The 21126-nt window shown below is 62.6% G+C and carries 23 protein-coding genes and 2 pseudogenes; 10 read left to right on the forward strand and 15 right to left on the reverse strand.

Features of this window, described 5'->3' with window-relative positions:
• The first annotated feature begins 39 nt into the window (after positions 1-39).
• On the forward strand, positions 40-2991 hold the full coding sequence (locus V474_RS21130; protein ID WP_228168062.1) for a Tn3 family transposase: 2952 nt from the start codon (positions 40-42) through the stop codon (positions 2989-2991).
• Between the two features lie 42 nt (positions 2992-3033).
• Entirely contained in the window at positions 3034-3492 is a 459-nt protein-coding gene (locus V474_RS25790; protein ID WP_148225650.1) for a hypothetical protein, read from the forward strand.
• On the opposite strand, the gene V474_RS21140 is transcribed toward V474_RS25790, so the two are convergent.
• The 4 genes from V474_RS21140 to V474_RS21155 all read right to left on the reverse strand — a co-directional run bounded on the left by V474_RS21140 (position 3489) and on the right by V474_RS21155 (position 5134).
• A complete protein-coding gene (locus tag V474_RS21140) occupies positions 3489-4115 on the reverse strand; it encodes a histidine phosphatase family protein (RefSeq protein WP_013038661.1) in 627 nt (208 codons plus the stop codon). The two genes, V474_RS25790 and V474_RS21140, sit on opposite strands and share 4 nt — an antisense overlap.
• Before the next feature lie 168 nt (positions 4116-4283).
• Complete coding sequence (locus V474_RS21145; RefSeq protein ID WP_013038659.1) at positions 4284-4520, reverse strand: hypothetical protein; 237 nt, start codon at positions 4518-4520, stop codon at positions 4284-4286.
• Positions 4521-4532: 12 nt separating this feature from the next.
• A complete protein-coding gene (locus tag V474_RS21150; protein ID WP_013038658.1) occupies positions 4533-4814 on the reverse strand; it encodes a helix-turn-helix domain-containing protein in 282 nt (93 codons plus the stop codon).
• A complete protein-coding gene (locus V474_RS21155; protein ID WP_013038657.1) occupies positions 4811-5134 on the reverse strand; it encodes a type II toxin-antitoxin system RelE/ParE family toxin in 324 nt (107 codons plus the stop codon). The genes V474_RS21150 and V474_RS21155 overlap by 4 nt, the downstream gene beginning before the upstream one ends.
• Before the next feature lie 418 nt (positions 5135-5552).
• On the opposite strand from V474_RS21155, the gene V474_RS21160 reads away from it, so the two are divergent.
• From V474_RS21160 to V474_RS21170, 3 genes are all read left to right on the forward strand, one after another.
• Entirely contained in the window at positions 5553-6185 is a 633-nt protein-coding gene (locus V474_RS21160; RefSeq protein WP_013038655.1) for a transcription elongation protein SprT, read from the forward strand.
• Positions 6186-6306: 121 nt separating this feature from the next.
• Positions 6307-6942 (forward strand): nucleotide-binding protein, encoded by a 636-nt coding sequence (locus V474_RS21165; protein WP_004213364.1) that lies wholly within the window; start codon positions 6307-6309, stop codon positions 6940-6942.
• Positions 6942-7226, forward strand: coding sequence for a ribbon-helix-helix domain-containing protein (locus V474_RS21170; protein ID WP_013038654.1), 285 nt, complete (start codon positions 6942-6944; stop codon positions 7224-7226). Before V474_RS21165 ends, V474_RS21170 begins: the two co-directional genes overlap by 1 nt.
• Before the next feature lie 28 nt (positions 7227-7254).
• Here V474_RS21170 and V474_RS21175 read toward each other — a convergent pair whose 3' ends face one another.
• The 4 genes from V474_RS21175 to V474_RS21195 all read right to left on the reverse strand — a co-directional run bounded on the left by V474_RS21175 (position 7255) and on the right by V474_RS21195 (position 12205).
• Complete coding sequence (locus tag V474_RS21175) at positions 7255-8358, reverse strand: replication initiator protein A (protein WP_004213366.1); 1104 nt, start codon at positions 8356-8358, stop codon at positions 7255-7257.
• 1056 nt (positions 8359-9414) lie between these two features.
• Positions 9415-9876 carry a hypothetical protein gene (locus tag V474_RS21185; RefSeq protein WP_013038681.1) on the reverse strand — a complete coding sequence of 154 codons (462 nt, stop codon included), beginning with the start codon at positions 9874-9876 and terminating at the stop codon, positions 9415-9417.
• A 37-nt stretch (positions 9877-9913) separates the two neighbouring features.
• The gene (locus V474_RS21190; protein ID WP_013038680.1) at positions 9914-11575 is read right to left on the reverse strand and encodes a type IV secretory system conjugative DNA transfer family protein; all 1662 of its coding nucleotides are present in this window, start codon (positions 11573-11575) and stop codon (positions 9914-9916) included.
• A 6-nt stretch (positions 11576-11581) separates the two neighbouring features.
• A complete protein-coding gene (locus tag V474_RS21195) occupies positions 11582-12205 on the reverse strand; it encodes an SIMPL domain-containing protein (protein ID WP_236711373.1) in 624 nt (207 codons plus the stop codon).
• Positions 12206-12345: 140 nt separating this feature from the next.
• Here V474_RS21195 and V474_RS21200 point away from each other — a divergent pair, with 140 nt between their 5' ends.
• Entirely contained in the window at positions 12346-13110 is a 765-nt protein-coding gene (locus tag V474_RS21200) for an IS6-like element IS6100 family transposase (protein WP_001389365.1), read from the forward strand.
• A gap of 505 nt (positions 13111-13615) precedes the next feature.
• Here V474_RS21200 and V474_RS21210 read toward each other — a convergent pair.
• Both V474_RS21210 and V474_RS21215 read right to left on the reverse strand, forming a co-directional pair.
• A complete protein-coding gene (locus tag V474_RS21210; RefSeq protein WP_001389365.1) occupies positions 13616-14380 on the reverse strand; it encodes an IS6-like element IS6100 family transposase in 765 nt (254 codons plus the stop codon).
• A complete protein-coding gene (locus V474_RS21215) occupies positions 14346-15455 on the reverse strand; it encodes a TonB-dependent receptor (RefSeq protein ID WP_059153298.1) in 1110 nt (369 codons plus the stop codon). Before V474_RS21215 ends, V474_RS21210 begins: the two co-directional genes overlap by 35 nt.
• Positions 15456-15710: 255 nt before the next feature.
• Between V474_RS21215 and V474_RS21220 the strand changes: the two genes are divergently transcribed.
• The 4 genes and pseudogenes from V474_RS21220 to V474_RS21230 all read left to right on the forward strand — a co-directional run bounded on the left by V474_RS21220 (position 15711) and on the right by V474_RS21230 (position 17564).
• Positions 15711-16367, forward strand: coding sequence for a TetR/AcrR family transcriptional regulator (locus V474_RS21220; protein ID WP_059153299.1), 657 nt, complete (start codon positions 15711-15713; stop codon positions 16365-16367).
• Between the two features lie 40 nt (positions 16368-16407).
• Positions 16408-16541, forward strand: a pseudogene (locus tag V474_RS26695) (transcription elongation protein SprT); the annotation flags it as partial.
• 80 nt (positions 16542-16621) lie between these two features.
• A complete protein-coding gene (locus V474_RS21225; RefSeq protein ID WP_015460616.1) occupies positions 16622-17257 on the forward strand; it encodes an AAA family ATPase in 636 nt (211 codons plus the stop codon).
• 25 nt (positions 17258-17282) lie between these two features.
• The gene (locus V474_RS21230) at positions 17283-17564 is read left to right on the forward strand and encodes a hypothetical protein (protein WP_015460617.1); all 282 of its coding nucleotides are present in this window, start codon (positions 17283-17285) and stop codon (positions 17562-17564) included.
• A gap of 56 nt (positions 17565-17620) precedes the next feature.
• On the opposite strand, the gene V474_RS21235 is transcribed toward V474_RS21230, so the two are convergent.
• The 5 genes and pseudogenes from V474_RS21235 to V474_RS21250 all read right to left on the reverse strand — a co-directional run bounded on the left by V474_RS21235 (position 17621) and on the right by V474_RS21250 (position 21045).
• Positions 17621-18532 carry a replication initiation protein gene (locus V474_RS21235; RefSeq protein WP_015460618.1) on the reverse strand — a complete coding sequence of 304 codons (912 nt, stop codon included), beginning with the start codon at positions 18530-18532 and terminating at the stop codon, positions 17621-17623.
• Positions 18533-19489: 957 nt separating this feature from the next.
• Complete coding sequence (locus V474_RS26700) at positions 19490-19681, reverse strand: type IV secretory system conjugative DNA transfer family protein (RefSeq protein WP_443018597.1); 192 nt, start codon at positions 19679-19681, stop codon at positions 19490-19492.
• Positions 19682-19932: 251 nt separating this feature from the next.
• A pseudogene (locus V474_RS25175) lies at positions 19933-20551 on the reverse strand (AAA family ATPase).
• Positions 20478-20702, reverse strand: a complete 225-nt coding sequence (locus V474_RS21245; RefSeq protein WP_015460621.1) for a conjugal transfer protein TraD — start codon at positions 20700-20702, stop codon at positions 20478-20480. Before V474_RS21245 ends, V474_RS25175 begins: the two are co-directional and overlap by 74 nt.
• A gap of 37 nt (positions 20703-20739) precedes the next feature.
• The gene (locus V474_RS21250) at positions 20740-21045 is read right to left on the reverse strand and encodes a conjugal transfer protein TraD (RefSeq protein ID WP_015460622.1); all 306 of its coding nucleotides are present in this window, start codon (positions 21043-21045) and stop codon (positions 20740-20742) included.
• Positions 21046-21126: the final 81 nt, after the last annotated feature.

The raw sequence follows: 21126 nt of genomic DNA on the forward strand, positions 1-21126 counted from the left end.
TAAGCCAACAAAAGGCAAGAGGTTTTTGGAGGATGAAACATGCCCGCACGTATTCCGATGACCCAGCGGCAGCGCGCCGCGTTGCTTGCTTTGCCCGACAGCGAGGCGGCGGTGGTGCGACATCATGGCCTCGATGCCGAGGACCTTGCTGCGATCGGCTTCGCACGCACTCCGGCGACCCGCTTGAGCTATGCCCTGCAACTCTGCTGCCTGCGCTATCCGGGGCGACATCTGCGCACAGGCGAGCTGTTGCCTGCAATCATGCTCGACCACATCGCCGAACAGGTCGGAGTGGATGCAGGCGTCGTCGCCGACTTCGCGCGGCGAGCGCCGACCCGCTACGATCAGCTTGCCGCCATCAAGGCGCGCTTCGGATTCACCGATCTGAGCCGGCCAGCGCGCGGCATCATGATGACTTGGCTGGAAACCGAAGCCATGGCTATCGTGGACGGGCGCATTTTGCTTGATCGATTGCTGGACGAGCTGCGCACGCGACGCATCGTCATCCCTGGCATCAGCGTCGTTGAGCGGATGGCGGCCGAGGCGATGCTTCGGACGGAAACCGATCTGGTCGCCGCGGTCGATGCTAAACTCGATGCGGATATGCGTCAGCGTCTCGATATGCTGATCGATGAGAAGGTACATGACCGGCAGAGCCGCTTGTCCTGGCTGCGCGAACCAGAGCCCCGCGTCGCGTCAGCCTCGCTTGCCGAAATCCTCGAGAAGGTCGCGATAATCCATAGGACCGGTATTTCCAGCATTCCGGTCGATCCCCTGCACGAGCCCCGCCTGACGCAGTTCGCCCGCGAAGGCGTGCGATATACAGCCCAGGCTTTCCAACAGATGCGCGTCTCCCGCAGGCGGGTCATCCTGCTTGCAACGCTGCGCGAGATGGAGGCCACGCTTACCGACGCGGCGATCGCCATGTTCAGCGCCTTGATGGGACGCGCTCACCTTCGTGCTCGCAAACGCCTGGAGCAGAGGGTCGCGATTTCGGGACGCGAAGGCCGCGATCGGCTGATGCGGATCGCCACTGTGCTGGAAACAGTTAGCCAGGCAGCACGCGCCGGCGGAGATATCGGTGCGGCCCTCAGGGATATCGTGCCTCTCGACATGCTCGATGCTGATGCCGCAATCATCCGTCGTACCGCGGCACCTCACAGGGACGATGTGCTGAGCGAGATCGCAGCCGAATACCGGACCTTCAAGCGAACAGGGCCTCTATTCCTGCAAGCGCTCGATTTCCACGGTCGGGCCGGCACCGCGGCATTGCGCGACGCGATGGCGATCCTGTCGAATCTTGATGGCGACTGGCGCAAGCCCCTCCCTGCCGACGTTCCGCTCGGTCATGTCGAGCGGCGCTGGCACCGCCATGTCGTGGTCGCCGGCAAGATCGACCGGACGCACTGGGAGATGGCGACTTACGGCGCGCTCACCAATGCACTGGCCTCGGGTGATATCTGGGTGCCGAGGTCAAGGCTGCACAGGTCGCTGGACGTGCTGCTCGCGCCGTTATCCGGCGCAGCGCTGCAACCGCCGTTCTCGCTCGGTAATCCACACGCATGGCTCGATCAGCGCGCCGCGCAGCTCGACAGCGCCTTGCGCGACGTCGCCCACAATCTGGCCGGACGCGATGCTGCCCTGTTCGCTGGCGAGCGATTGCGATTTCCCAAGGAACTGAAGGACGATGATGCCAGGCACGACGAAGGACGGCGCCTGACGCTTGCCTGCTACGACATGCTGCCTGCCACGCGTATCACCGACGTGTTGTCGCAAGTCGAACGCTGGACCGGCTTCACCCGGCACTTCGGGCACGTCTCGACCGGGTTGCCGCCTGGCGATGAGCAGGCCTTCCTCGCCACTCTGATTGCCGAAGCGACCAATCTTGGGCTGTCGCGCATGGCCGAGGTATGCGGCGCAGGGTCACGCCGCGCGCTGCTGCGCATGCAGACATGGCACATGCGCGAGGAAACCTTTCGGGCGGCGCTCGCCTGTCTGACCGACGCCATCCACGCCGAGCCGATCGCCGCCTGGTTTGGGCAAGGACACCGGGCTTCCGCGGATGGCCAGGCCTTCTACCTGGGCGGGCCGGGCGAAGCCGGCGGAGCGGTCAACGCCCATTATGGTCGCGACCCAGTGGTCAAGATCTACACCACCATCACCGACCGCTACGCGCCGCTGCACCAGACGGTGATCGCCGGCACGGCAGGAGAAGCCATCCATGCGCTCGATGGGCTCCTCGGCCATGACAGCAACGCCGATCTGACCGCGCTGCACGTCGATGGAGGCGGCGTTTCCGACATCGTATTCGCGACGATGCATCTCCTCGGGCTCGATTTCGAGCCGCGCATTCCTCGCCTGTCCGACCGGCGCCTCTACGCTTTCGAACCCTCGAAGCGCTATGGCAGGCTTGCGCCACTGTTCGGTCACAGGCTCAACCGGGACCTGATCGTCAGCCACTGGCCCGATATTGAACGTGTCATTGGCGCGATCCGTCACCGCACCGTCACGCCATCGTTGATCCTGAAGAAGCTGTCCGCCTACCGCCAGCAGAACAGCCTCGCTGCGGCGCTGCGGGAGATCGGGCGGATCGAGCGCACGCTGTTCACGCTCCGCTGGTTCGAGGATCCGGCTCTGCGCCGTACCGTCACTGCCGAGTTGAACAAGGGCGAGGCCCGCAACAGCCTTGCCCGGGCGGTCGCCTTCCATCGGCTCGGCCGTTTTCGCGACCGTGGCCTGGAGAACCAGCAGACCCGAGCGGCCGCGCTCAACCTCGTCACCGCAGCGATTATCCTGTTCAACTGTCGCTATCTGGGGCGCGCCGTCGACGAAATGCGTCGTCGAGGAAGCCCCATCGATCCAGCTATGCTGTCCCGGCTCTCGCCGTTGGGTTGGGATCGCATCAATCTCACCGGCGATTATGTCTGGTCCGATCACCTCGATCTCGACGCCAACGGCCTCATGCCGCTGCTCATCAAACCGCTACCGTGAATCCGTGTCCTGATAATGCACAGGGGCCAACATGACGCGGCGGTGCGCTCGATCGCGCGGCGACTGGCGACAACCTATATCCTGCCGGCCTTGGCCGTGCGCGCGACCGGGGGGCAGGCGAACGGATCGCCGCTCGCCATACCGTTCGCCGGCGGCCTGCTACTCGGTCGCTTCCAGGCCGAACCAAAGATCGACAATTCAGGCGGCCATGTGACCTTCAACAAATATTGTATGCGGAATCACACCGTCTTTTACCCCACCCCGACGAATTTCGTTGTGCGAACCTACGTCAATCCGAAGCTGTTGAGGCCGGAACAGCATGAGATCGTGCGCGAGATGGAGGCATGGCTTGCGGCGCACCAGGCCGAAGCCGAGGCGGCCGTCATGCAATATCACCGGCTTGAAGATAACGACCAGGGCGAGTTTCTGGACTCCGCGAGCTGGGCGACGCTGCAAGCAGATTTTCAGGCTTTGTGGCCCCGGCTTTCCGCGCAGTTTTAGGCCGTGCCGGCCAGCGCCGGCGCACAGGACCAGCGGCCACCTTCCCAATGAAATCCTACCCGCTGCGCGTTGGCGATCGCGGGCGGCTCGCCCTTGCGCCAGAACGCCCGCATCTTGGCCCGTTCGTCCAGATGGGCGTCAGCGACGATCGCGCGCGCGGCCTGGATGAACTGCCCATGCCCGAACACATAGACCAGCGATGCAGCCGGCATGGCGGCGAGCCGCGCCAGCGCGGCCTCGCAGCGCCGTAGCAGGGTGGCGAAGCTCTCCGCCCCTTCCCCGTCGCAATAATCAGGATCGGCCGCGCTCCAATAGCGTTCGAGGTGCGGCATCCGCTCCGCGCTGCGCGTGCCGTTCCAGCGCGCCGGTTGCAGATAGGTGAACTCTTCGATCGGCCACACTTCGACCGGCACGCCGGGAAAGCGCGCGATCGTCGGCGCGGCCGTCTGCCGGGTGCGCGTATAGGGCGACGTGACGATGAGCGCGGGCGCTTGCGTCCAGCTCGCCGCGACTTCGCGCGCCTGTTCCTGGCCCAGCTCCGTCAGCTCGATCGCGCCGAGATCATCGCAGGGCACGCCGGCGTTGCCGGTGCTTTGGCCGTGGCGGATGAAAATCGCCCTCATAGCCGGTTGTCCCGGAGCCGATCGGGCGTCCAGCCTTCGGGCAATTCGTCGCCGGGTTCGGGAGGCCGATCGGGCACCTTGGCCAAGATGCGGTCAAGACCATCCAATGTGGAGCCTTTGGAACGCCGCCTGAAAAACTCCGCAGCCGTTTCCCCTTTGCGCGGCCGATCAATCGCCATCATGCAAATCCGTCATAAGCGCATCGACGCTGGGGAAGCGTGCCCCCTTCCCCGCTTCCAGTTCCTCGATCGCCGCGCGCGTCGCGGCTTGGCCGGTCAGCTCGGCCGTCGCCGCCATTTCGGCCTCGAACTGCGCCTTGCGCGCCTCATACTGGGCGCGGCGCTCTGGACTCCAATCCTTCATGCGATCAGCCACAAGATCGCGAAACGGGCGATGGCCTGCCATTTTGCCCGTCGCTCAGGCCGCTTCTTTCAGCGTCAACTCGACGTGCAGATGGGCCGACGCTGCAATGTTGACGAGCGCATCCAGGGAGAACTTGGCCAGCTTGCCGCGCAGCAGATCATTGGTCCGGGGCCGTGTCAGCCCAAGCCGCTTGCCCGCTTCGTCCTGTGAGACATTCCAGCCCTGCACCACCTTGCGGATTTCATACAGCAAGGACGAGCGCAGTTTCAGGTTCGCGGCCTCCTGCTCGGTATCAGCGAGCGCGTCCCACACGTTCTCATAGATTTCCGATGTCATTGCTCCGCCTTCCATCGTTTCAACCTTTGCGCCGCGAGTTCGAGGTCTTTCTTTGCCGTTGCCTGCGTCTTTTTCTGGAACGCATGAAGCACCAGAACCCGGTCTTCCAACGTCGCCAGATAGATCACCCGGAACGCGCCCGACGCTTCCCGGATGCGAATTTCCCGAACGCCTTGCCCCACGGTTTTCATGGGCTTCCAGTCGTCGGGATCGTCGCCGCGTTGGACAAGCTCAAGCTGCCAACCGGCATCTGTTCGCGCATCTTCGGGGAAGGCGCGAACATCGGCCTTGCTACTTCCCAACCACTCTACCGGCTTCATGAGGCTGGGTGTATCAAAACGGAGACATTAATTCAAGCTCCTTCGCCTTGGGCGTTCGGAGGCTGGGATTTGCGCCTGCCGCTGCGCGGCACCGTGGCCCTACTCGCTGCGCTCCCCAAGCCCGCAAGCGGTCTTGGCCCAAGGTGACGACCCACATGGCGGGGGCGAGATCGCAAGCGGATCTCGCTAGCCAAGGTGCCGGCGTTCGCCGGCGCGTCGTCTGCCTTGTGGGGGAAAGCCGGTCCCGGCCTTCTCTCCCCCGCAACGGGATTAGACGGGGCCGTGCCTCGCTGCGCTGCGGCCGCTCCACCCCCATCGAATCCCGCTGCCCCCCTCTCCCGCCGGCGTTCTTGGGCGTCCGTGTTCCGGCCGATGGCATGGCCATCGCCGGACAGGCGATTTGAAGGGAGTAAGGACGATGACCCACCAAACCCGTGAAAGCTGGCTCAATGCGGTGGCGCAGGGCATGGCTCCGCTGTTCGAGGCGCTGGACGCCCCCCTGCCCGACCGCGTGCGCGTGGCGATCGGCTTCACCAGCAGAGGCGCGAAGGCCAAGGCGATCGGCGAGTGCTGGGATAATCGCTTGAGCGCGGACGGCCATTTTGAAATCTTCATCCGGCCCGACCTGGCGCACGCGCCCGACGCCATGCCGGCGCAGATCGCGGCCATCCTCGCGCATGAGCTGGTCCATGCCGCAGTCGGCATCCCGGCAGGGCATGGGAAGGCGTTTAAACGGGCCGCCCTTGGGCTGGGCCTAGTCGGGCCGATGCGCGCCACCACCCCCGGCGAGGCGTTCCTTGCGGCCATCGCGCCGATCTTGGAGAGCGTCGGCCCCCTCCCCCATGCCCGCCTTGATACGGATGGAGAGTCGACCGCGCCCAAGAAGCAGAAAACCCGGATGCTCAAATGCGAGTGCGCGACGTGCGGCTATACCGTCAGGACCGCGCGCAAATGGTTGGAGCTGGCCGGAGCGCCGCTTTGCCCGATCGAGGATCACGGCCAGATGCAGCATGAGCCGCTGGACGATGACGAGGCCGAGCCGGAGGAATGATGCGCCGCGCTTTCGTCAGTTCAGATTCAGCGCCGCCCTATCGTCATTTCAGCGACGATAGGGCTTTCCCTCTCGGTTCACCGCGTATACAAGTATAGGACTATACGTGTAGGAGTGTAGCATGAAGGTTCTCGCCATTCTCTCACAGAAAGGGGGCGTCGGGAAAACGACGCTCGCCACCTGTCTGGCGGTCGCGGCCGAGCAGGCCGGCAAGGTCGCTGCGATCATCGACCTGGACCCGCAGGCGACGGCCTCGTTCTGGAAAGACGTGCGCCAGCTCGACACGCCCGCCGTGGCGTCGATTCAGCCGGTGCGCCTGCCCGCCATGCTCAAAGCCTGCGAGGATGCCGGCACCGATCTTGTCGTGATCGACGGGGCGGCGGTCGCGCGCGACGTGGCCTATGAGGCAGCGCGCCAAGCCGATTTCATCCTGATCCCGACCAAGACGGCCGTATTCGACACCATGAGCATGACGCACACGCTCGACGTTGTGCGCCAGCTCGACCGCGCCTTTGCCGTGGTCCTTACCTTCGTGCCCCCACAAGGTCAGGAAACCGGCGATGCGATTCAGGCCGTGGCGGAGCTGGGCGCGACGGTTTGCCCGGTGACGATCGGCAACCGCAAAGCCTTTTTCCGCGCCCAAGCCGCAGGCCAGGCCGTGCAGGAGTTCGAGCCGCACGGACCAGCGGCCGACGAAATCCACCGGCTATACGAGTATACAACTATACGCCTATACAATGAAGCGGAGGCGGCGTGATGGCGAAGGGCGGAAACAGTCTGCAAGCGGTGCTGAACCGCGCCAAGGCGGACGGAGACGCGGCCCCGGCACCAGCGCCGGCGATCGAGCCGGTAGACGTGTCCCGCAAGGCCCCGCCGAGCGGCCGACAGGGGACCAAGTTGATTGGCGGGCATTTCCCCCCGGAGGTCAGCACACAGCTTCGTATTATCGCGGCCGAGGAAGGGACGACCGTTCAAAGCCTGCTAGGCGAGGCGCTGGACGACCTGTTCGTGAAGAAGGGGAGGGGGCGCATCACCAGCTAGTATAGGTGTATAGCTGTATACGCCTATACTAGCGCAAGGGGGCGGTCTTGTGCTTGTTGCGGCAGAAGCCGATGAAGGCGGCGCGGGGGCTTTTCAGTTCCGGCCGTCCGCTGTCGATCCACCATGACACCCATTGGTCATAGAGCGCATACACGTCATAGCCAGGCGCAACGCTCTTGGCGTCGTGGAAGCCTTCGGGGTCGATATAGGGCCGTTCGGGTTCCGCCTCGATCGCCTCGACCGTATCCAGCGCCTCGCGATTGCGGAACGTGACCGTATCGCCGTTCATTTCCACGGCATAGTCGGGCAGATGATCGTGCGCGACGAGATCGCGCAGCATCGAGCGGAACACGCGCAGATGGCTACTCGCGCCAGTCTTTTTCTGTAGCGTTTCGACCGAGATCGACCATTTTTCCTGCGCGCCGCAATGCTTGCGCGCCAGCTCGTAGATGCGCCGTTCGAGCGGCTTGCGGAGACGGAAATAGTCGCGGTGCAGCGTCAGGACACTGCGCCCCTCGACCATCTTGAACAGCCAATCGGAGAGCGTGACCTTGATTTCCGACATTTGGCCGGAGCGGGTTTGCCGCACGATCCGCCATTCGTTGATGAGGCCGAACCCTTCGGTGATTTCCTCGCCATCGGCCTTGATGTTCGTGGTGATCCGCGTCCCCGACAGGCGCTCGAACGCGCTCCGCAGTCGGTCATAGCCGTCGCCATCGGTTTGCCGGTTGGTCCACACTAGCAGATCGCGCGCCGTGAGGTGCAAGGTGCGGCTCGGCCGCTCGCCCTGGTTCATCTTCCCGATGAGCTGGGAGATGCAGTAGATCAGAATATCCTTGTCGTGGATCGTCGCCAGCCCTTTGACGCTGGGGACGATTTCGAGCTTGTTGCCGTTATGCTCGTAGCGGAACACGCGCCGATCGGGCTTGGTCGCGAGCGAGAAAATCGGATGCTCCATCGAGGCCATGTCATCCTTGGGGATGGCGTCGAGAACATCGCAAATGAACAGATCGGGATCGGGATAGCGAACCGGCAACAGGGGAGGGCGACCCTCCGCGCCGTTCGGGGTTTCGTTGACGGCAAGCGGAAGTTCGGGGTTTCGTTGACGGTCAGGCTCGATTCGGGGTTTCATTGACGGCCACCGTAGATTCGGGGTTTCATTGACGCAACGAAAAAGTTCGGGGTTTCATTGACGCTCGCCGACGATTCGGGGTTTCGTTGACGCAGATTCGGGGTTCTGGAGTCACCGGATTCGGGGTTCCGTTGACGCCCAAGGCCAAAAAATGGCCGATTTCACTATTATATTCAGTATCTTACGGAGACGCCAAAATCCCGTAACACGACTCTTTAACCCATATATTAACACTAGGCCGCCCTGTGGATAACTTTTGCCGCGACGTGGTTTCACCCACCAGCATCCCGCCAGATCGGACAACCTGTCCCGGAAATCGGGACAGAGGCAGCGCGACTCACTGGCGCAGTGCTTGAAGCACGGTCAGAGGGAAGAAAAGCGCCGCCTCTTGGGGGCTTCGCCCCCGCCGGCTCGCGGCCTGCGGCCGCCCCGGATCGCTTTGCGATCCTCCCACCCGGCATCCCCCATGATGAGCCGGCTTCGCCGGCACGCTTTTTGTTGGATTAGGGATCGTTTAAACGCTGCGCCCCTGCCGCGACCACAGCGCCAGCGGCACCGTCGCAATTGGCTTTCCAGAAAAGCCAGGCGGATAGGGCAGCGATCAAGCCGAGAGGGCAGGGGAGGCGGAAACGTCGCGGCAGGGGCGATTTCCGGGCCGCTGGGCGTCATTCTGAGCGTTCGGCAGGGTTGGAGAGGTCGAGCGCCCGATGCCGCTCTACGGGCTTCCTAGGCGGCCGATTTTTTGGAAGCTAGATCCTCGCACGATCGCGCGCGACGACACGGAAGTGCGTTTTATGGACGCTAGGGCTGAAAAACGGCAACATCGGGTCCGAGCGGCCGCGATCGGCGCGGCGAGCTTCAAGATTTGTGCGCCAGACAACGATTTCGCGAACCTGGCCCGATCATCGTTGCGGGAGAGGGCGGAATCCTACGCTAAGAACCGGCAGGGGAGGGCGCGGAAAGTCCGCTAAACAACGCCCAGGCCGAACAGACGGCGAACTTGTATATTTGTATACGCCTATACATTCGCGCCCTGTGGCGCGTGGTGCTATCGCTTCAATTCAGGACGGGTTTGTCGTCGGCCGATGGATCAGCGTGGAAAAGGCCCTCCATCGGATTGTCGCGAATATACTCGCCGCCTTCGGCAAATGCCCGGAGAGGATCGTTGCCCTTCATGCGGCCAGCGGTGATTTCGCGTTCGGTCACGCGCAAAAGCACGGCCTTGTCGATCTGCCCGTCAACCAAACTCTCCTGGCGGAGCATGAGATGGTAAGTCGAAAGGTTATCGGCCAGAAAGCCGATGATCTGAGAGCCTGGGGCTTGTGCCTTGGCCAAGCCTTCGGCAGCGATGTTGGTCAACGCAATGTGCATACTTATCAGGCGGACACGGTTAAATTCGTCGCGCTCGACAGCGTGCAGTTCTATCAGCTCATCGACCAATGCTTGTAGGTCACAGCCCGGCTCGCCGATGCTTTTCATGAATCGATCGGCAAATTCCTCAAATCGTTCATTAGGCATGGTCGAAATACCTTGTGTTTGAGACGGTTTAAACGCTCTACACCTTGTCGAACTTCCCCGCGAACTCGCGATCGGCGAAATAGCGTAGCTTGGCGGCGACGATCGGCCGTTGCCCCGCGAGGAACAGGAGCTGCAAATCCTCGCGCAGCGTGCGGACCTCATCGGGCGTGAGCAAGGGGCGGCCGACATGCTGCGATCCGAACGATATGCCGGTCTCTTCCGCGTCGATCGCGCGGCTCATGCTCTCGAACACGACCGTTTCCTGGCCGAGCAGATCGGAGACGAGCTTGGCGCTGTCGTGATCGTTGACGCCGAATATCTGCAAGACGCCGGCGTTCGACAGGAAGGTGCCGGCGCGGCGCTCGTAGAGCGCGCGGAGCTGGTGAACGTCTTGCAGGATCGGCCAGAGCTGGATGCCGTAGCCGGCCATGAGGCCCATAGCGCGCTCGACGGGTTCGAGGCGGCCGAGGGCGGCGAACTCATCGAGCAGGAACAGGACGGAGCGGGCAGGGGAGGCCGGCGCGCGCGCGAGATCGGTCAGCCCTTGCGCGAGCATCAGGCGCAGCCAGCGCGCATAGGTGGCGAGCCGATCGGGCGGCAGCACCAGATAGACGCTGGTAGGCTGCGCCTTCACATCGGCGAACGTGAAATCCGAGTGCCCCAGCACCGCCGTCATGCGCGGGCTGTCGAGAAAATGGGTATGGCGCTGCGCGGCCGACAGCACGCCAGCGGCTTCGCGATCGGACTTGCCGAGGTGGCGATTGGCGGCGCGGGCGGTGAGGCCGCCTTGCGCCTGCATGGCTTCGAGCTGGGCGGCGAAGGCTTGCGGAGCGAGGGTGAGCCGGTCGCGCAGCGTGGCAAGGGTTCGTGTGCCCGCCGGCTCCTGGCAAACGATATGCAGGATCAGGCCGGCGATCAACGCCTTGGCTTCCTCGTTCCAATGCGCCTCGCCCGCTTCGCCGGGGGCGTCATAGACCAGTGCGTCGGCCAGCGTCATGCAGTCGTCGGCGAGATCGAGGCCGGCAGGGTCGATACGATCCAATGGATTGAACGCGGCCCCGACCATGCCCGTTACGCCGAAGGGATCGAGGACATGGACCGGGCCGAAGCGTGCGCGATAGTGGGCGGTGATACGCGCGTTCTCGCCCTTGGGGTCGATGCAGACGACCGGGCCGGGATAGTCGAGCAGGTTGGGGATGATGGTGCCCACGCCCTTGCCGGTGCGCGTCGGCGCGATCGTCAGCAGATGGGCGGGGCCGGCATAGCGCAGCGGCTTGCCCGATTTGCGGTCGCGGCCGATCAGCAGGCCGTCGCCATTTTGGGCGAGGGGGCGCGTCTCGCGATCGGTGGCGAAGCGGGCCGAGCCGTGGGTATCGTCGCCGGCAGGGCCACCATAGCGCAGGATCAGCGGTTGGAAGAGGGCGCGCAGCGTGACCAGGATGATGACGAGGAACGTCAGCATCATGCCGAGCTGGTAGAGATTGGAATCGCGAGCCAGGCCGAGCAGGGAGGCGAGGACGAATTGCATCCCGCCGGCCAGGACGATGCCGACGATCAGGAACAGGATCGCGGTGCGAAACAGATGGCGGATGAGCGCGAGCGGGCTAAGGGTCAGCGCCGTGATCGCCCAAATCGGTTGCTCGCGCGCGAGGCGGGCGAGGTTGCGGATCGCGCGGCCGAGCTGGCGGAACCATTCCATGCCGGATCACTTCGCCGCCAGGGCGAAATCCACCCGCACGGTCACGATGTTCATGTTGGTCCCCGCCATCACCGGGGGCGCTGCCTGTGGCACGACTGTCGGGGGAGCGGCGATGCGGGCCTCCATGTCGGCCATTTGCGGCATATAGCCGCCCTGGCCGCCATCGCTGATCGCCAGCACGCGCGTAACGCGCAGGTTGGCGGCGGCGGCATAGGCATCGGCCTTGGCGCGCGCGGCCTTGTAGGCGGTGCCATAAGCGCCGAGGTTGGCCTTTTCGGGATCGGCGACCGAGAGATTGGGGCCGGAGACGATGTTGGCCCCGGCAGCGGTGACGGCGGCGAGAGCTTCGCTCACCCGTTTGTTGTCGCGGACCCGCACGGCGACGCTGTTGCTGGCCTCATAGCGGCCCTTGTTCGCGCCATAGTCGATCCGGTTGACCGAGAGGTTGCGGGTCTGAATATCCCGCGCCGGAATGTCGAGCCTGGCGAGCGCGGCGGTGATCTTGTTCATGGTTTCCGCGTTGCGGGCGCTGGCGGCCTGCGCGTCGGCGGCGATGCTCGACAGGCCGGCAGTGAACAACGCCTGATCGGGGGTGGCTTCGGCGCGCCCCGTGCCGGTGACGGTCAGCACGGTTTCGTCGCGATCGACACCGCGAGGGTCGGGCGCAGCGGGGGTGCAGGCGGCGAGGCCGAGCAGGGGCGTGAGGAACGGCTCTGTTGCAAAAATCGTGAAGCTTGAGCATGCTTGGCGGAGATTGGACGGACGGAACGATGACGGATTTCAAGTGGCGCCATTTCCAGGGTGATGTGATCCTGTGGGCGGTGCGCTGGTATTGTCGCTATCCGATCAGCTATCGCGACCTTGAGGAAATGCTGGCGGAACGCGGCATTTCGGTCGACCATACGACGATCTATCGCTGGGTCCAGTGCTACGCCCCGGAGATGGAGAAGCGGCTGCGCTGGTTCTGGCGGCGTGGCTTTGATCCGAGCTGGCGCCTGGATGAAACCTACGTCAAGGTGCGGGGCAAGTGGACCTACCTGTACCGGGCAGTCGACAAGCGGGGCGACACGATCGATTTCTACCTGTCGCCGACCCGCAGCGCCAAGGCAGCGAAGCGGTTCCTGGGCAAGGCCCTGCGAGGCCTGAAGCACTGGGAAAAGCCTGCCACGCTCAATACCGACAAAGCGCCGAGCTATGGTGCAGCGATCACCGAATTGAAGCGCGAAGGAAAGCTGGACCGGGAGACGGCCCACCGGCAGGTGAAGTATCTCAATAACGTGATCGAGGCCGATCACGGAAAGCTCAAGATACTGATCAAGCCGGTGCGCGGTTTCAAATCGATCCCCACGGCCTATGCCACGATCAAGGGATTCGAAGTCATGCGAGCCCTGCGCAAAGGACAGGCTCGCCCCTGGTGCCTGCAGCCCGGCATCAGGGGCGAGGTGCGCCTTGTGGAGAGAGCTTTTGGCATTGGGCCCTCGGCGCTGACGGAGGCCATGGGCATGCTCAACCACCATTTCGCAGCAGCCGCCTGATCGGCGCAGAGCGACAGCCTACCTCTGACTGCCGCCAATCTTTGCAACAGAGCCCGATGAACTGCGCGGGCAGGCAAGTTGCGACCGTGCACCGGCTGGAATTCGTCAGTAGGGGAAGATCGAATGCCTAATGGAATGCGCTGTTTGGATCCCTCGATCGCCGATCGGATCACATCATTGTCGACGATGAGAAATAATGAGGAGATATTCGAAACATTCGGCTTCAGCTATAACACGCTGAGAAAAGTCTCGAACGGCATGCCGCTTCGCAGGTCACTTGCGGATCGGATTGAGGAACGTGCCAGAAAGGTTTTCGAAGCCGATGGATTTTTGAACATTTCGGCCTGATCGCATCGGATGGAATGCTCCGGCCTGTCGTTTCGGAGCGTTTTCCGACCGGGCGGATGATTGCTTCCGTTCGGGGCGACGCTCCGGTGCCGAACATATGCATGGCTCTGTTGCAAAGATTGGCGGCAGTCAGAGGTAGGCTGTCGCTCTGCGCCGATCAGGCGGCTGCTGCGAAATGGTGGTTGAGCATGCCCATGGCCTCCGTCAGCGCCGAGGGCCCAATGCCAAAAGCTCTCTCCACAAGGCGCACCTCGCCCCTGATGCCGGGCTGCAGGCACCAGGGGCGAGCCTGTCCTTTGCGCAGGGCTCGCATGACTTCGAATCCCTTGATCGTGGCATAGGCCGTGGGGATCGATTTGAAACCGCGCACCGGCTTGATCAGTATCTTGAGCTTTCCGTGATCGGCCTCGATCACGTTATTGAGATACTTCACCTGCCGGTGGGCCGTCTCCCGGTCCAGCTTTCCTTCGCGCTTCAATTCGGTGATCGCTGCACCATAGCTCGGCGCTTTGTCGGTATTGAGCGTGGCAGGCTTTTCCCAGTGCTTCAGGCCTCGCAGGGCCTTGCCCAGGAACCGCTTCGCTGCCTTGGCGCTGCGGGTCGGCGACAGGTAGAAATCGATCGTGTCGCCCCGCTTGTCGACTGCCCGGTACAGGTAGGTCCACTTGCCCCGCACCTTGACGTAGGTTTCATCCAGGCGCCAGCTCGGATCAAAGCCACGCCGCCAGAACCAGCGCAGCCGCTTCTCCATCTCCGGGGCGTAGCACTGGACCCAGCGATAGATCGTCGTATGGTCGACCGAAATGCCGCGTTCCGCCAGCATTTCCTCAAGGTCGCGATAGCTGATCGGATAGCGACAATACCAGCGCACCGCCCACAGGATCACATCACCCTGGAAATGGCGCCACTTGAAATCCGTCATCGTTCCGTCCGTCCAATCTCCGCCAAGCATGCTCAAGCTTCACGATTTTTGCAACAGAGCCGGTGCCGTCACCCTCGATGCCCTGATGATGATCGTAATCGACATAGGATGTCAGCGAGGTCAGCGTGATATCGTCGACCACTTCCCAGTCCGATCGCAGGGACGCCTGACGGAACTTGTTGTTGGCGAACGGCCGGATTCCCGGAGACCAGTCCGCCGCCCGGCCGTTGGCCGGGGCGAAAGCGATGTTCAGCGCCGGATAGTCTGACGGGATCGCCGCATTCTGCTGCACGATAGCGATGGCCTGCGGCGCTTGCGGATCGCTTTTGTTCTGCCAGGCATTGAGATTGAGTTCGAAGGACAGGCGTTCAGACGGCTTCCAGTCCGCCAGGAAACGGATCGCCTTGGTGTCCTTCTTGCCCAGCCTGTCATCGCGGGTATGGCTCTTCTGCCATTCGTCACCGCGCGCGACCCGGCCTGCAAGGCGGACGCGCAGCGTGTTGGTGAGCGGTCCGCTCAGGAAACCTTCCAGTTCAACCGTATCGAACCGGCCGTAGGACAGCGATCCACCGGCCGACAGGTCGCTGGTGGGCTTGGCCGCGATATAGTTGATCGCGCCGCCGGTTGAATTCTGGCCGAACAGCGTGCCCTGCGGCCCCTTGAGCACTTCAAGCCGATCGAGATCGAACGCGGTCAGCGATGTGAGCGTCGGGAAAGGGAGCGGCACCTGATCCAGATAGACGCTGACGTCAGGATAGGCGGCCAGCGTCGATTCGAAGAAGCCGACACCACGCAGCGTATAGACCGGTGTGTCGTTGGCGGTCTGCGAGAATGTCAGGCCGGGCACGATCTGCGCGACATCGGCAAGGTTCGATATCTGCTGGTTCTTCAGCGCATCGCCGCTGATCGCGGAAACCGAAAGGCCGACATCCTGCAGATTCTGGCTGCGCTTGTTGGCCGTAACGATGATTTCATCGCCGGAACCTGCGGCAGGGCCATCCTGTCCCCACGCCGGCACCGCCAACGCCGCCGAAACCGCGCACGTGACCAGCGCCAAAGATCTGACCTCGCTCATAAACCTCTCCCTGCATTTCATTGTCTTGCTGATATTTGCTTGGAAAAAGCCGCGCGAAGCCCGGCTGCTTTCGACTCGGATAATCGCCGATCTCATTTTTAGTGTAAAGCCTAAATTAGTCTGCCTCCAATTTTTCCATATTGTCGGCGACGGACGCCCTGAAACACGCAAAGGAAAGATCGTTGGATTACCGGGCTTTTTACGATAGGGGCCAAGGCCTACATTGGGCGCAGTATCTCTGGGGATCCGGCTTTAGTGGTACGTGAACAGAACAAGGAGGAACGCCGCAGTCGTATTCTCGGCGCTGCTGAAAAGCTGATCCGGGAACTGGGCACTGTGGAGTTCTCGATGAGAGAACTCGCTGCGCGCGCACATATCAGCCATTATACGTCTTACAACCTGATCGGGAACAAGGGCACGGTCCTTTACACCCTTCTGCATCGCGCAATCGATCGCATAACCAATTTGCCCAGCCAGGCCGACCCCAATTTCGATCCGCTCAGCTATGCTTTCGACATGGGCGACTTGGCAGTCGAGTTCTACGTATCTGACCCGGATTTTTTCAGGCCGCTGTTACGGTTCCTGTTCGGTGTTTCCGACGCCGAACTGCGCCCGGCTTTCATGAATAAAGGCGTGCGGCACTGGCATGCGGTCGCTTTGGCGATCTGGCAGAGTGGCGATTTGGTGGGCCACGTGTCTCCGGAAGATTTCGCCAGTATGATCAACACCTATTTCGGCGGAGCGCTTGGCCTCTGGAGCCACGACAACATTGATGCGGCCGTGTTCTTTGCGCACATACGCCACGCCATGGCTATTTCGCTGCTCGCATGTGGCAATAAACAATGGGAAGCGAGACTTGTAGCTGAGGTCGCTGCGGCACGAGCAGTAATCAGGCCTTTGTCTCTAACTTAGCACTACTTTGGCAGAAGCGTAAGGTGATCGGCGAGTGCTGGGACATACCGTCAGGACCGCGCGCAAATGGCTTGAGCAGGCCGGAGCGCCGCTTTGCCCGATCGAGGATCACGGCCAGATGAGCCAGAGCCGCTGGACGACGACAGCGAGGATGAGGGCGACGAGGGGGAATAAGCGCCCCAATCAAATGTATATCCCTTAGCATTACAAACCATGCTACAGCGCAACCATATTGCCAGCGGAGCGAGAGCAGAATGATATTGGCAGTCGGAAACACTAAGGGCGGTGTCGGCAAGACGACCCTTGCCGTCAACCTCGCGGTGGCGCGCGCGCTTGCGGGCCGCGACCTCTTGCTGGTGGACGGCGACGAGCAGGGGACCGCCCTCACCTTTACCGAGCTGCGCGCCGATCGACTTGGGCAAGCTGGCTATACCGCCGTTGCGCTCACCGGCGCGGCGCTTCGCAGCCAGGTCCGCCAGCTCGCGGCCAAATATGACGATATTATCATTGACGTGGGCGGCCGTGATACCGGCTCGCTGCGCGCCGCGCTCACCGTGGCTGACACGTTGCTGGTGCCGGTGCAGCCGCGCAGCTTCGACGTGTGGGCGCTTGACCAGGTTGCGGCGCTGGTGGCCGAGGCGCGCGAGATCAACGAGGGCTTGCGCGCCGTCGCCGTGCTGAACGGCGCGGACGCGCAAGGGGCCGACAATGAGGCCGCCTTGGAAATGATCGGCGACATTGAGGGGATCGAGGTGCTGCCCACGTCGATAGTGCGGCGCAAGGCGTTCCCGAACGCGGCGGCCGAGGGCAGGGCGGTAGGGGAGCAATCGCCGCGTGACGCCAAGGCGATCGACGAGCTGGCCGCATTGGTCAGCGCGGTATTTGTATAGCATAATGATAGCGGAGTGAATTTCGATGGCTATCGCTCGTAAACCGAACAGCAAGCCCAAGTCGCCGATGGATGAGGCGGCGGCCGATGCCTTCATTGCCGGGGCGGCCAAGCCGAAGGCCGAGCCGATCGCGACCGAGGCCGACGAGGCGGGGCAGGGGGCCGAGCCGCGCAAGTCGCCGGTGATGCTCCGTTTCGATCGCGCGTTGCTGGCGAAGGTCGATGCAGCGGCCAAGCGGCGCGGGATCAGCCGCAGCGCATGGATACAGTTCACGGTGAGCCGTGCGCTCGATGCCGGCGAGGGGTAGGGCCGGCTAGGGCGAGGCGGCCCCGGCGCGCGAAAAGTGAGTTTTGGGGTAGGGGTTCACCTTTGGGCGGCGGGCGCGCTGAAATCCACCAGCACCGGCATTTCGGGTATATCGCCGCGCAGTTTGGCGCGGCGGACGATGCTATGTTGGTCGATCAGGTTTTGCGCGTCACGACGGCCGCTCATGGTTTTCGGGAGCCACATCATAGAAACCCGCTCGACCTTGCGCCCCTTCTTGATCGGGGTGAACTCGACCCAGAAGGGGCAGAGCTTGTTGATTTCCTCCTGGGCGACCTTGAGGCAGTATTTGTTGAAATCAGCGAACCGTTCCAACTTGCCTTCCGGCACGTTGAGCAGGCCGCGTAGCTCCGCAATCGTGAACTCTTCGCTTTGCTTATATTCGAGGCCGATACGGCGTTCGATCATTTCATAGAGGCACAGCGCGTATTTCGACTCGAAACAATACATCACTTGCGTCTTAAGTCGCGCATAGACCTCGCTGTTACGCAAAATCTCAATCAGTTCTTCGGGGATGCGGTAATGCAGGAAGCCGTCTTTTTCGAGGCTTTCGTCGCTGGAGCCGAGAAGCTGAACGCGGCGCTTGTAGCTCTTGCCGCCCTTGCGGATCGTGACGATGGCGATTGTGCCCATCAGGCGCAGCAGCGAGCTTTCTATGCGCTCGTTGCCTTGGTGCGTGCCCTTGAGCGCGGTTTTGGCGATGCGGTGAATGACCGGCTCGCTGATCCGCTCCCAGGCGTTGGCAATCAGCAGATTGTAGATTCGGCGATCGGCGAGGGTGAGGGGGGACAGCTCGACAATATCGACCAGCTCGCCGGGTTTGACGATTTCCCCGTAATTGGCGGGATCGAACGGGTTTCCGCGCCCCTTTTGCGAGAGGGTGAGGGCGGTATCATCGCCTAGGGCAATCTTTGCCTTTCCGTTATTTACAGGTGAGCTTGCGCGAGTCATGTCCTCACTTTAGCAGCAACGGTGAGCTAGGCAATTCCTAAAGCTCCCCGATGGAGGGTGGGGAGGGGATACCCCAAACCTCACCGTTGATTTGGCGGCTACCCCAACACTCACCGGACTCGACCCCAAAACTCACTTTTACCGACCCCAAAACTCACCGAAGGCTACCCCAACACTCACGCGACTCGACCCCAAAACTCACTTTTCGGGGCAATTTTTCTTGGTTTTCTGCGGGTTTGAGGCACCCTGAATCTTGAATCTAAGAAGAATCTTTGAATCAGAACGCGAACGGTGAGTTTTAGGTGAGTTTTAGGGTAGCCCTGCCTGTGGATAACTCCGAACTCGCCGCATCGTCAGACCCGAAGAAGAAGAAGAAGAACACCGTCTCCTGGAGCTTCGCCCCGCCGGCTCGCGACCTTCAGCCGCCCCGGATCGCTTTAGCGATCCTCCCACCCGGCATCCCCATGATGGACCGGCTCCGCCGGTACGCTTTTTGTTTGATTAGAAATGTTTAAACACCACGTCCCTACCGCAACGACAGCGCCAACGGCCAAGTAGCAAATTGGCTTTCTTGGAAAGCCAAACGGATAGGGTGGTGATCCAATTGAGAGGGCGGAGCAGGCGGAAACGTCGCCCCTGGTGCGATTTCCGAGCCGCTGGGGCGCATTTCGGGGTGGGGGACAGGAAATGAGGTTGGAGCAGCAAATGCGCTTTACGGGCTTCCTGGGCGGCCGATTTTTTGGAAGCTAGATCTTCGACCTTCAGGGGATCATCCACCGCTGCGTCGATCGCTAATGGTGAGGTCATACCCCAAACCTCACCTTTAGAACGCCAGTAGGCGATTTTCCGCGCTTTCGAGCGATTTCTATGACCAGGGAGGGATGGCAGAGCGCCATCATTCAATATCGTTTGTATATCGGAATGATGCCGCTTCGACTACGGGGCCGTTTAAAGACTTCACGCCTTGTCGAAGCGGCCCGCGAACTCGCGATCGGCATAGTATTTGAGCTTGGCGGCGACGATCGACCGTTGTCCCGCGAAGAACAGGAACTGGTAATCCTCGCGCAGCGAGCGGACTTCATCCGGCGTGAGCAAGGGCCGCGCAAGATGCTGCTGGCCGAACGATATGCCGGTTTCGTCGCTGTCGATCGCGCGGCTTCCTCGCGCAGCATGTCGAACAGGGCGTGTTCGCCGGCGTCGAGCGCCATGCCTTCGATCGCGAGATTGGCGCGCGCGTCGGCATCATCCTCGCGCCGCATGGCGGCGTCGGCCGGTGTGCCGCGCGTGAAATCGAGCGCGCGGACTTGGGCGCGGATTGCGTCCACGTCGAGCATGTTCATGGTGCGCTTCTCCCTTCCGTTTCCGCGTCGAACGCCCGCCAGATCGCGCGAGGCCCCATGTTAGGATTCCTCCCTTTCGATTGCGGCGCGGACGAACCGCACACGTTCGGCGACAGAGGCGAGGGGAAGCGTCACCAGCTCGTAGCCAAGGCCGGAATAGACCGCGACCATCGCCTGATAGGTCGCCTGCGCTTCCGCGAAATCCTGTTTTCTTTCCGCATCGGCCGCGAATATCTCGCGCCAAGGGGGCGATGAACACGCGGGGTTGATAGCGAAACAGGTCCGCCGCTTGGCTGACATGAGCCGGGACGGGGAGGCCGCACAGGCGCAGATAGCCCGCCACATCAGGCACGCTGCGATCGCAGATCACCGGCCCTGCGCGATCGTGGGCCTCATGCCATGAGCGCAATTCCCAACCCAGCATCAATTCCGCGAAGGCGGCGCGATCGGCCCAGGGGAGGGCCGCGCCGCCGATCGCGACCTGATCGCGGATGATGGCCCGACCGGCTTCCGGCATGTGGTCGAAACCCTCCACCGCCAACGCTTCGATTAGGGTGCTTTTGCCGGAGCCAGGCCCGCCGGTGATGACATGGAAATCGGGCCGATCAGCCATTGCCCGCACCTTCCGCTTCCGCGTCGAACGCGCGCTTGCCCCGCCGCTTCCAGAGCGCCAGCACATTGCCAGCGTCGTCGCCTTGAACGCGCGCTGTACAATCGAGCAGCGCGCCGTAAAGGGTGGCGCGATCATCGTCGGCCAGCTCGACCAGACCGGCTTTCTGGACGAGGCCGCCCAGCTCTATGAGATGGCGCGTGCGCTCGCGTCGGGCCACGACCCATCCTCTCGTATCGGTGCGGCGCGCGGCGGCTTCAAGCCTGTTCCTTGCCTGCGCCAGTTTGCCTTGCGCCTTCACCGTTGCCGCCAGTGCGTCGGCCAGCCTTGCGACCGCGTCCTTGAAAGAAGGCCGCGCCCCGCGAGCGCCACGCCTCCTTTTCGTTCGCGTCGGCCGCTTCCACAGCGGCGAGCAGCGCACCGGCGAGCGTGTCCAGATCGAGCGCATCGGCCCCGGTGGACGTGACCAGCTCGCCGAGTTGCTGGACCTTGCGGGCCTTCAAAGCCTTGGCCTTGTCGTTCAGCGCCCGCAGTTCCGCGTCATAGTCGCGCACCTTTCGCATCTTCTCTCCCTCGCGCCCATGAATGGAGCCGCAGCGTAGCACGATAGCGCGCGCGAGGAACCGTTCCGATCAAGAAATGCG

It is taken from the genome of Novosphingobium barchaimii LL02, assembly GCF_001046635.1.
Lineage (GTDB): Bacteria > Pseudomonadota > Alphaproteobacteria > Sphingomonadales > Sphingomonadaceae > Novosphingobium > Novosphingobium barchaimii.

Coding starts and splice junctions, on each gene's coding strand:
- V474_RS21235 (WP_015460618.1), bottom strand. CDS start 18,532: ATGACTCGCGCAAGCTCACCTGTAAATAACGGAAAGGCAAAGATTGCC.
- V474_RS21200 (WP_001389365.1), top strand. CDS start 12,346: ATGACGGATTTCAAGTGGCGCCATTTCCAGGGTGATGTGATCCTGTGG.
- V474_RS21215 (WP_059153298.1), bottom strand. CDS start 15,455: ATGAGCGAGGTCAGATCTTTGGCGCTGGTCACGTGCGCGGTTTCGGCG.
- V474_RS21185 (WP_013038681.1), bottom strand. CDS start 9,876: ATGCCTAATGAACGATTTGAGGAATTTGCCGATCGATTCATGAAAAGC.
- V474_RS21165 (WP_004213364.1), top strand. CDS start 6,307: ATGAAGGTTCTCGCCATTCTCTCACAGAAAGGGGGCGTCGGGAAAACG.
- V474_RS21210 (WP_001389365.1), bottom strand. CDS start 14,380: ATGACGGATTTCAAGTGGCGCCATTTCCAGGGTGATGTGATCCTGTGG.
- V474_RS21175 (WP_004213366.1), bottom strand. CDS start 8,358: ATGAAACCCCGAATCGAGCCTGACCGTCAACGAAACCCCGAACTTCCG.
- V474_RS21170 (WP_013038654.1), top strand. CDS start 6,942: ATGGCGAAGGGCGGAAACAGTCTGCAAGCGGTGCTGAACCGCGCCAAG.
- V474_RS21190 (WP_013038680.1), bottom strand. CDS start 11,575: ATGGAATGGTTCCGCCAGCTCGGCCGCGCGATCCGCAACCTCGCCCGC.
- V474_RS21250 (WP_015460622.1), bottom strand. CDS start 21,045: ATGCGAAAGGTGCGCGACTATGACGCGGAACTGCGGGCGCTGAACGAC.
- V474_RS21155 (WP_013038657.1), bottom strand. CDS start 5,134: ATGAAGCCGGTAGAGTGGTTGGGAAGTAGCAAGGCCGATGTTCGCGCC.
- V474_RS21230 (WP_015460617.1), top strand. CDS start 17,283: ATGGCTATCGCTCGTAAACCGAACAGCAAGCCCAAGTCGCCGATGGAT.
- V474_RS21145 (WP_013038659.1), bottom strand. CDS start 4,520: ATGGCAGGCCATCGCCCGTTTCGCGATCTTGTGGCTGATCGCATGAAG.
- V474_RS21160 (WP_013038655.1), top strand. CDS start 5,553: ATGACCCACCAAACCCGTGAAAGCTGGCTCAATGCGGTGGCGCAGGGC.
- V474_RS21150 (WP_013038658.1), bottom strand. CDS start 4,814: ATGACATCGGAAATCTATGAGAACGTGTGGGACGCGCTCGCTGATACC.
- V474_RS21130 (WP_228168062.1), top strand. CDS start 40: ATGCCCGCACGTATTCCGATGACCCAGCGGCAGCGCGCCGCGTTGCTT.
- V474_RS21140 (WP_013038661.1), bottom strand. CDS start 4,115: ATGAGGGCGATTTTCATCCGCCACGGCCAAAGCACCGGCAACGCCGGC.
- V474_RS21225 (WP_015460616.1), top strand. CDS start 16,622: ATGATATTGGCAGTCGGAAACACTAAGGGCGGTGTCGGCAAGACGACC.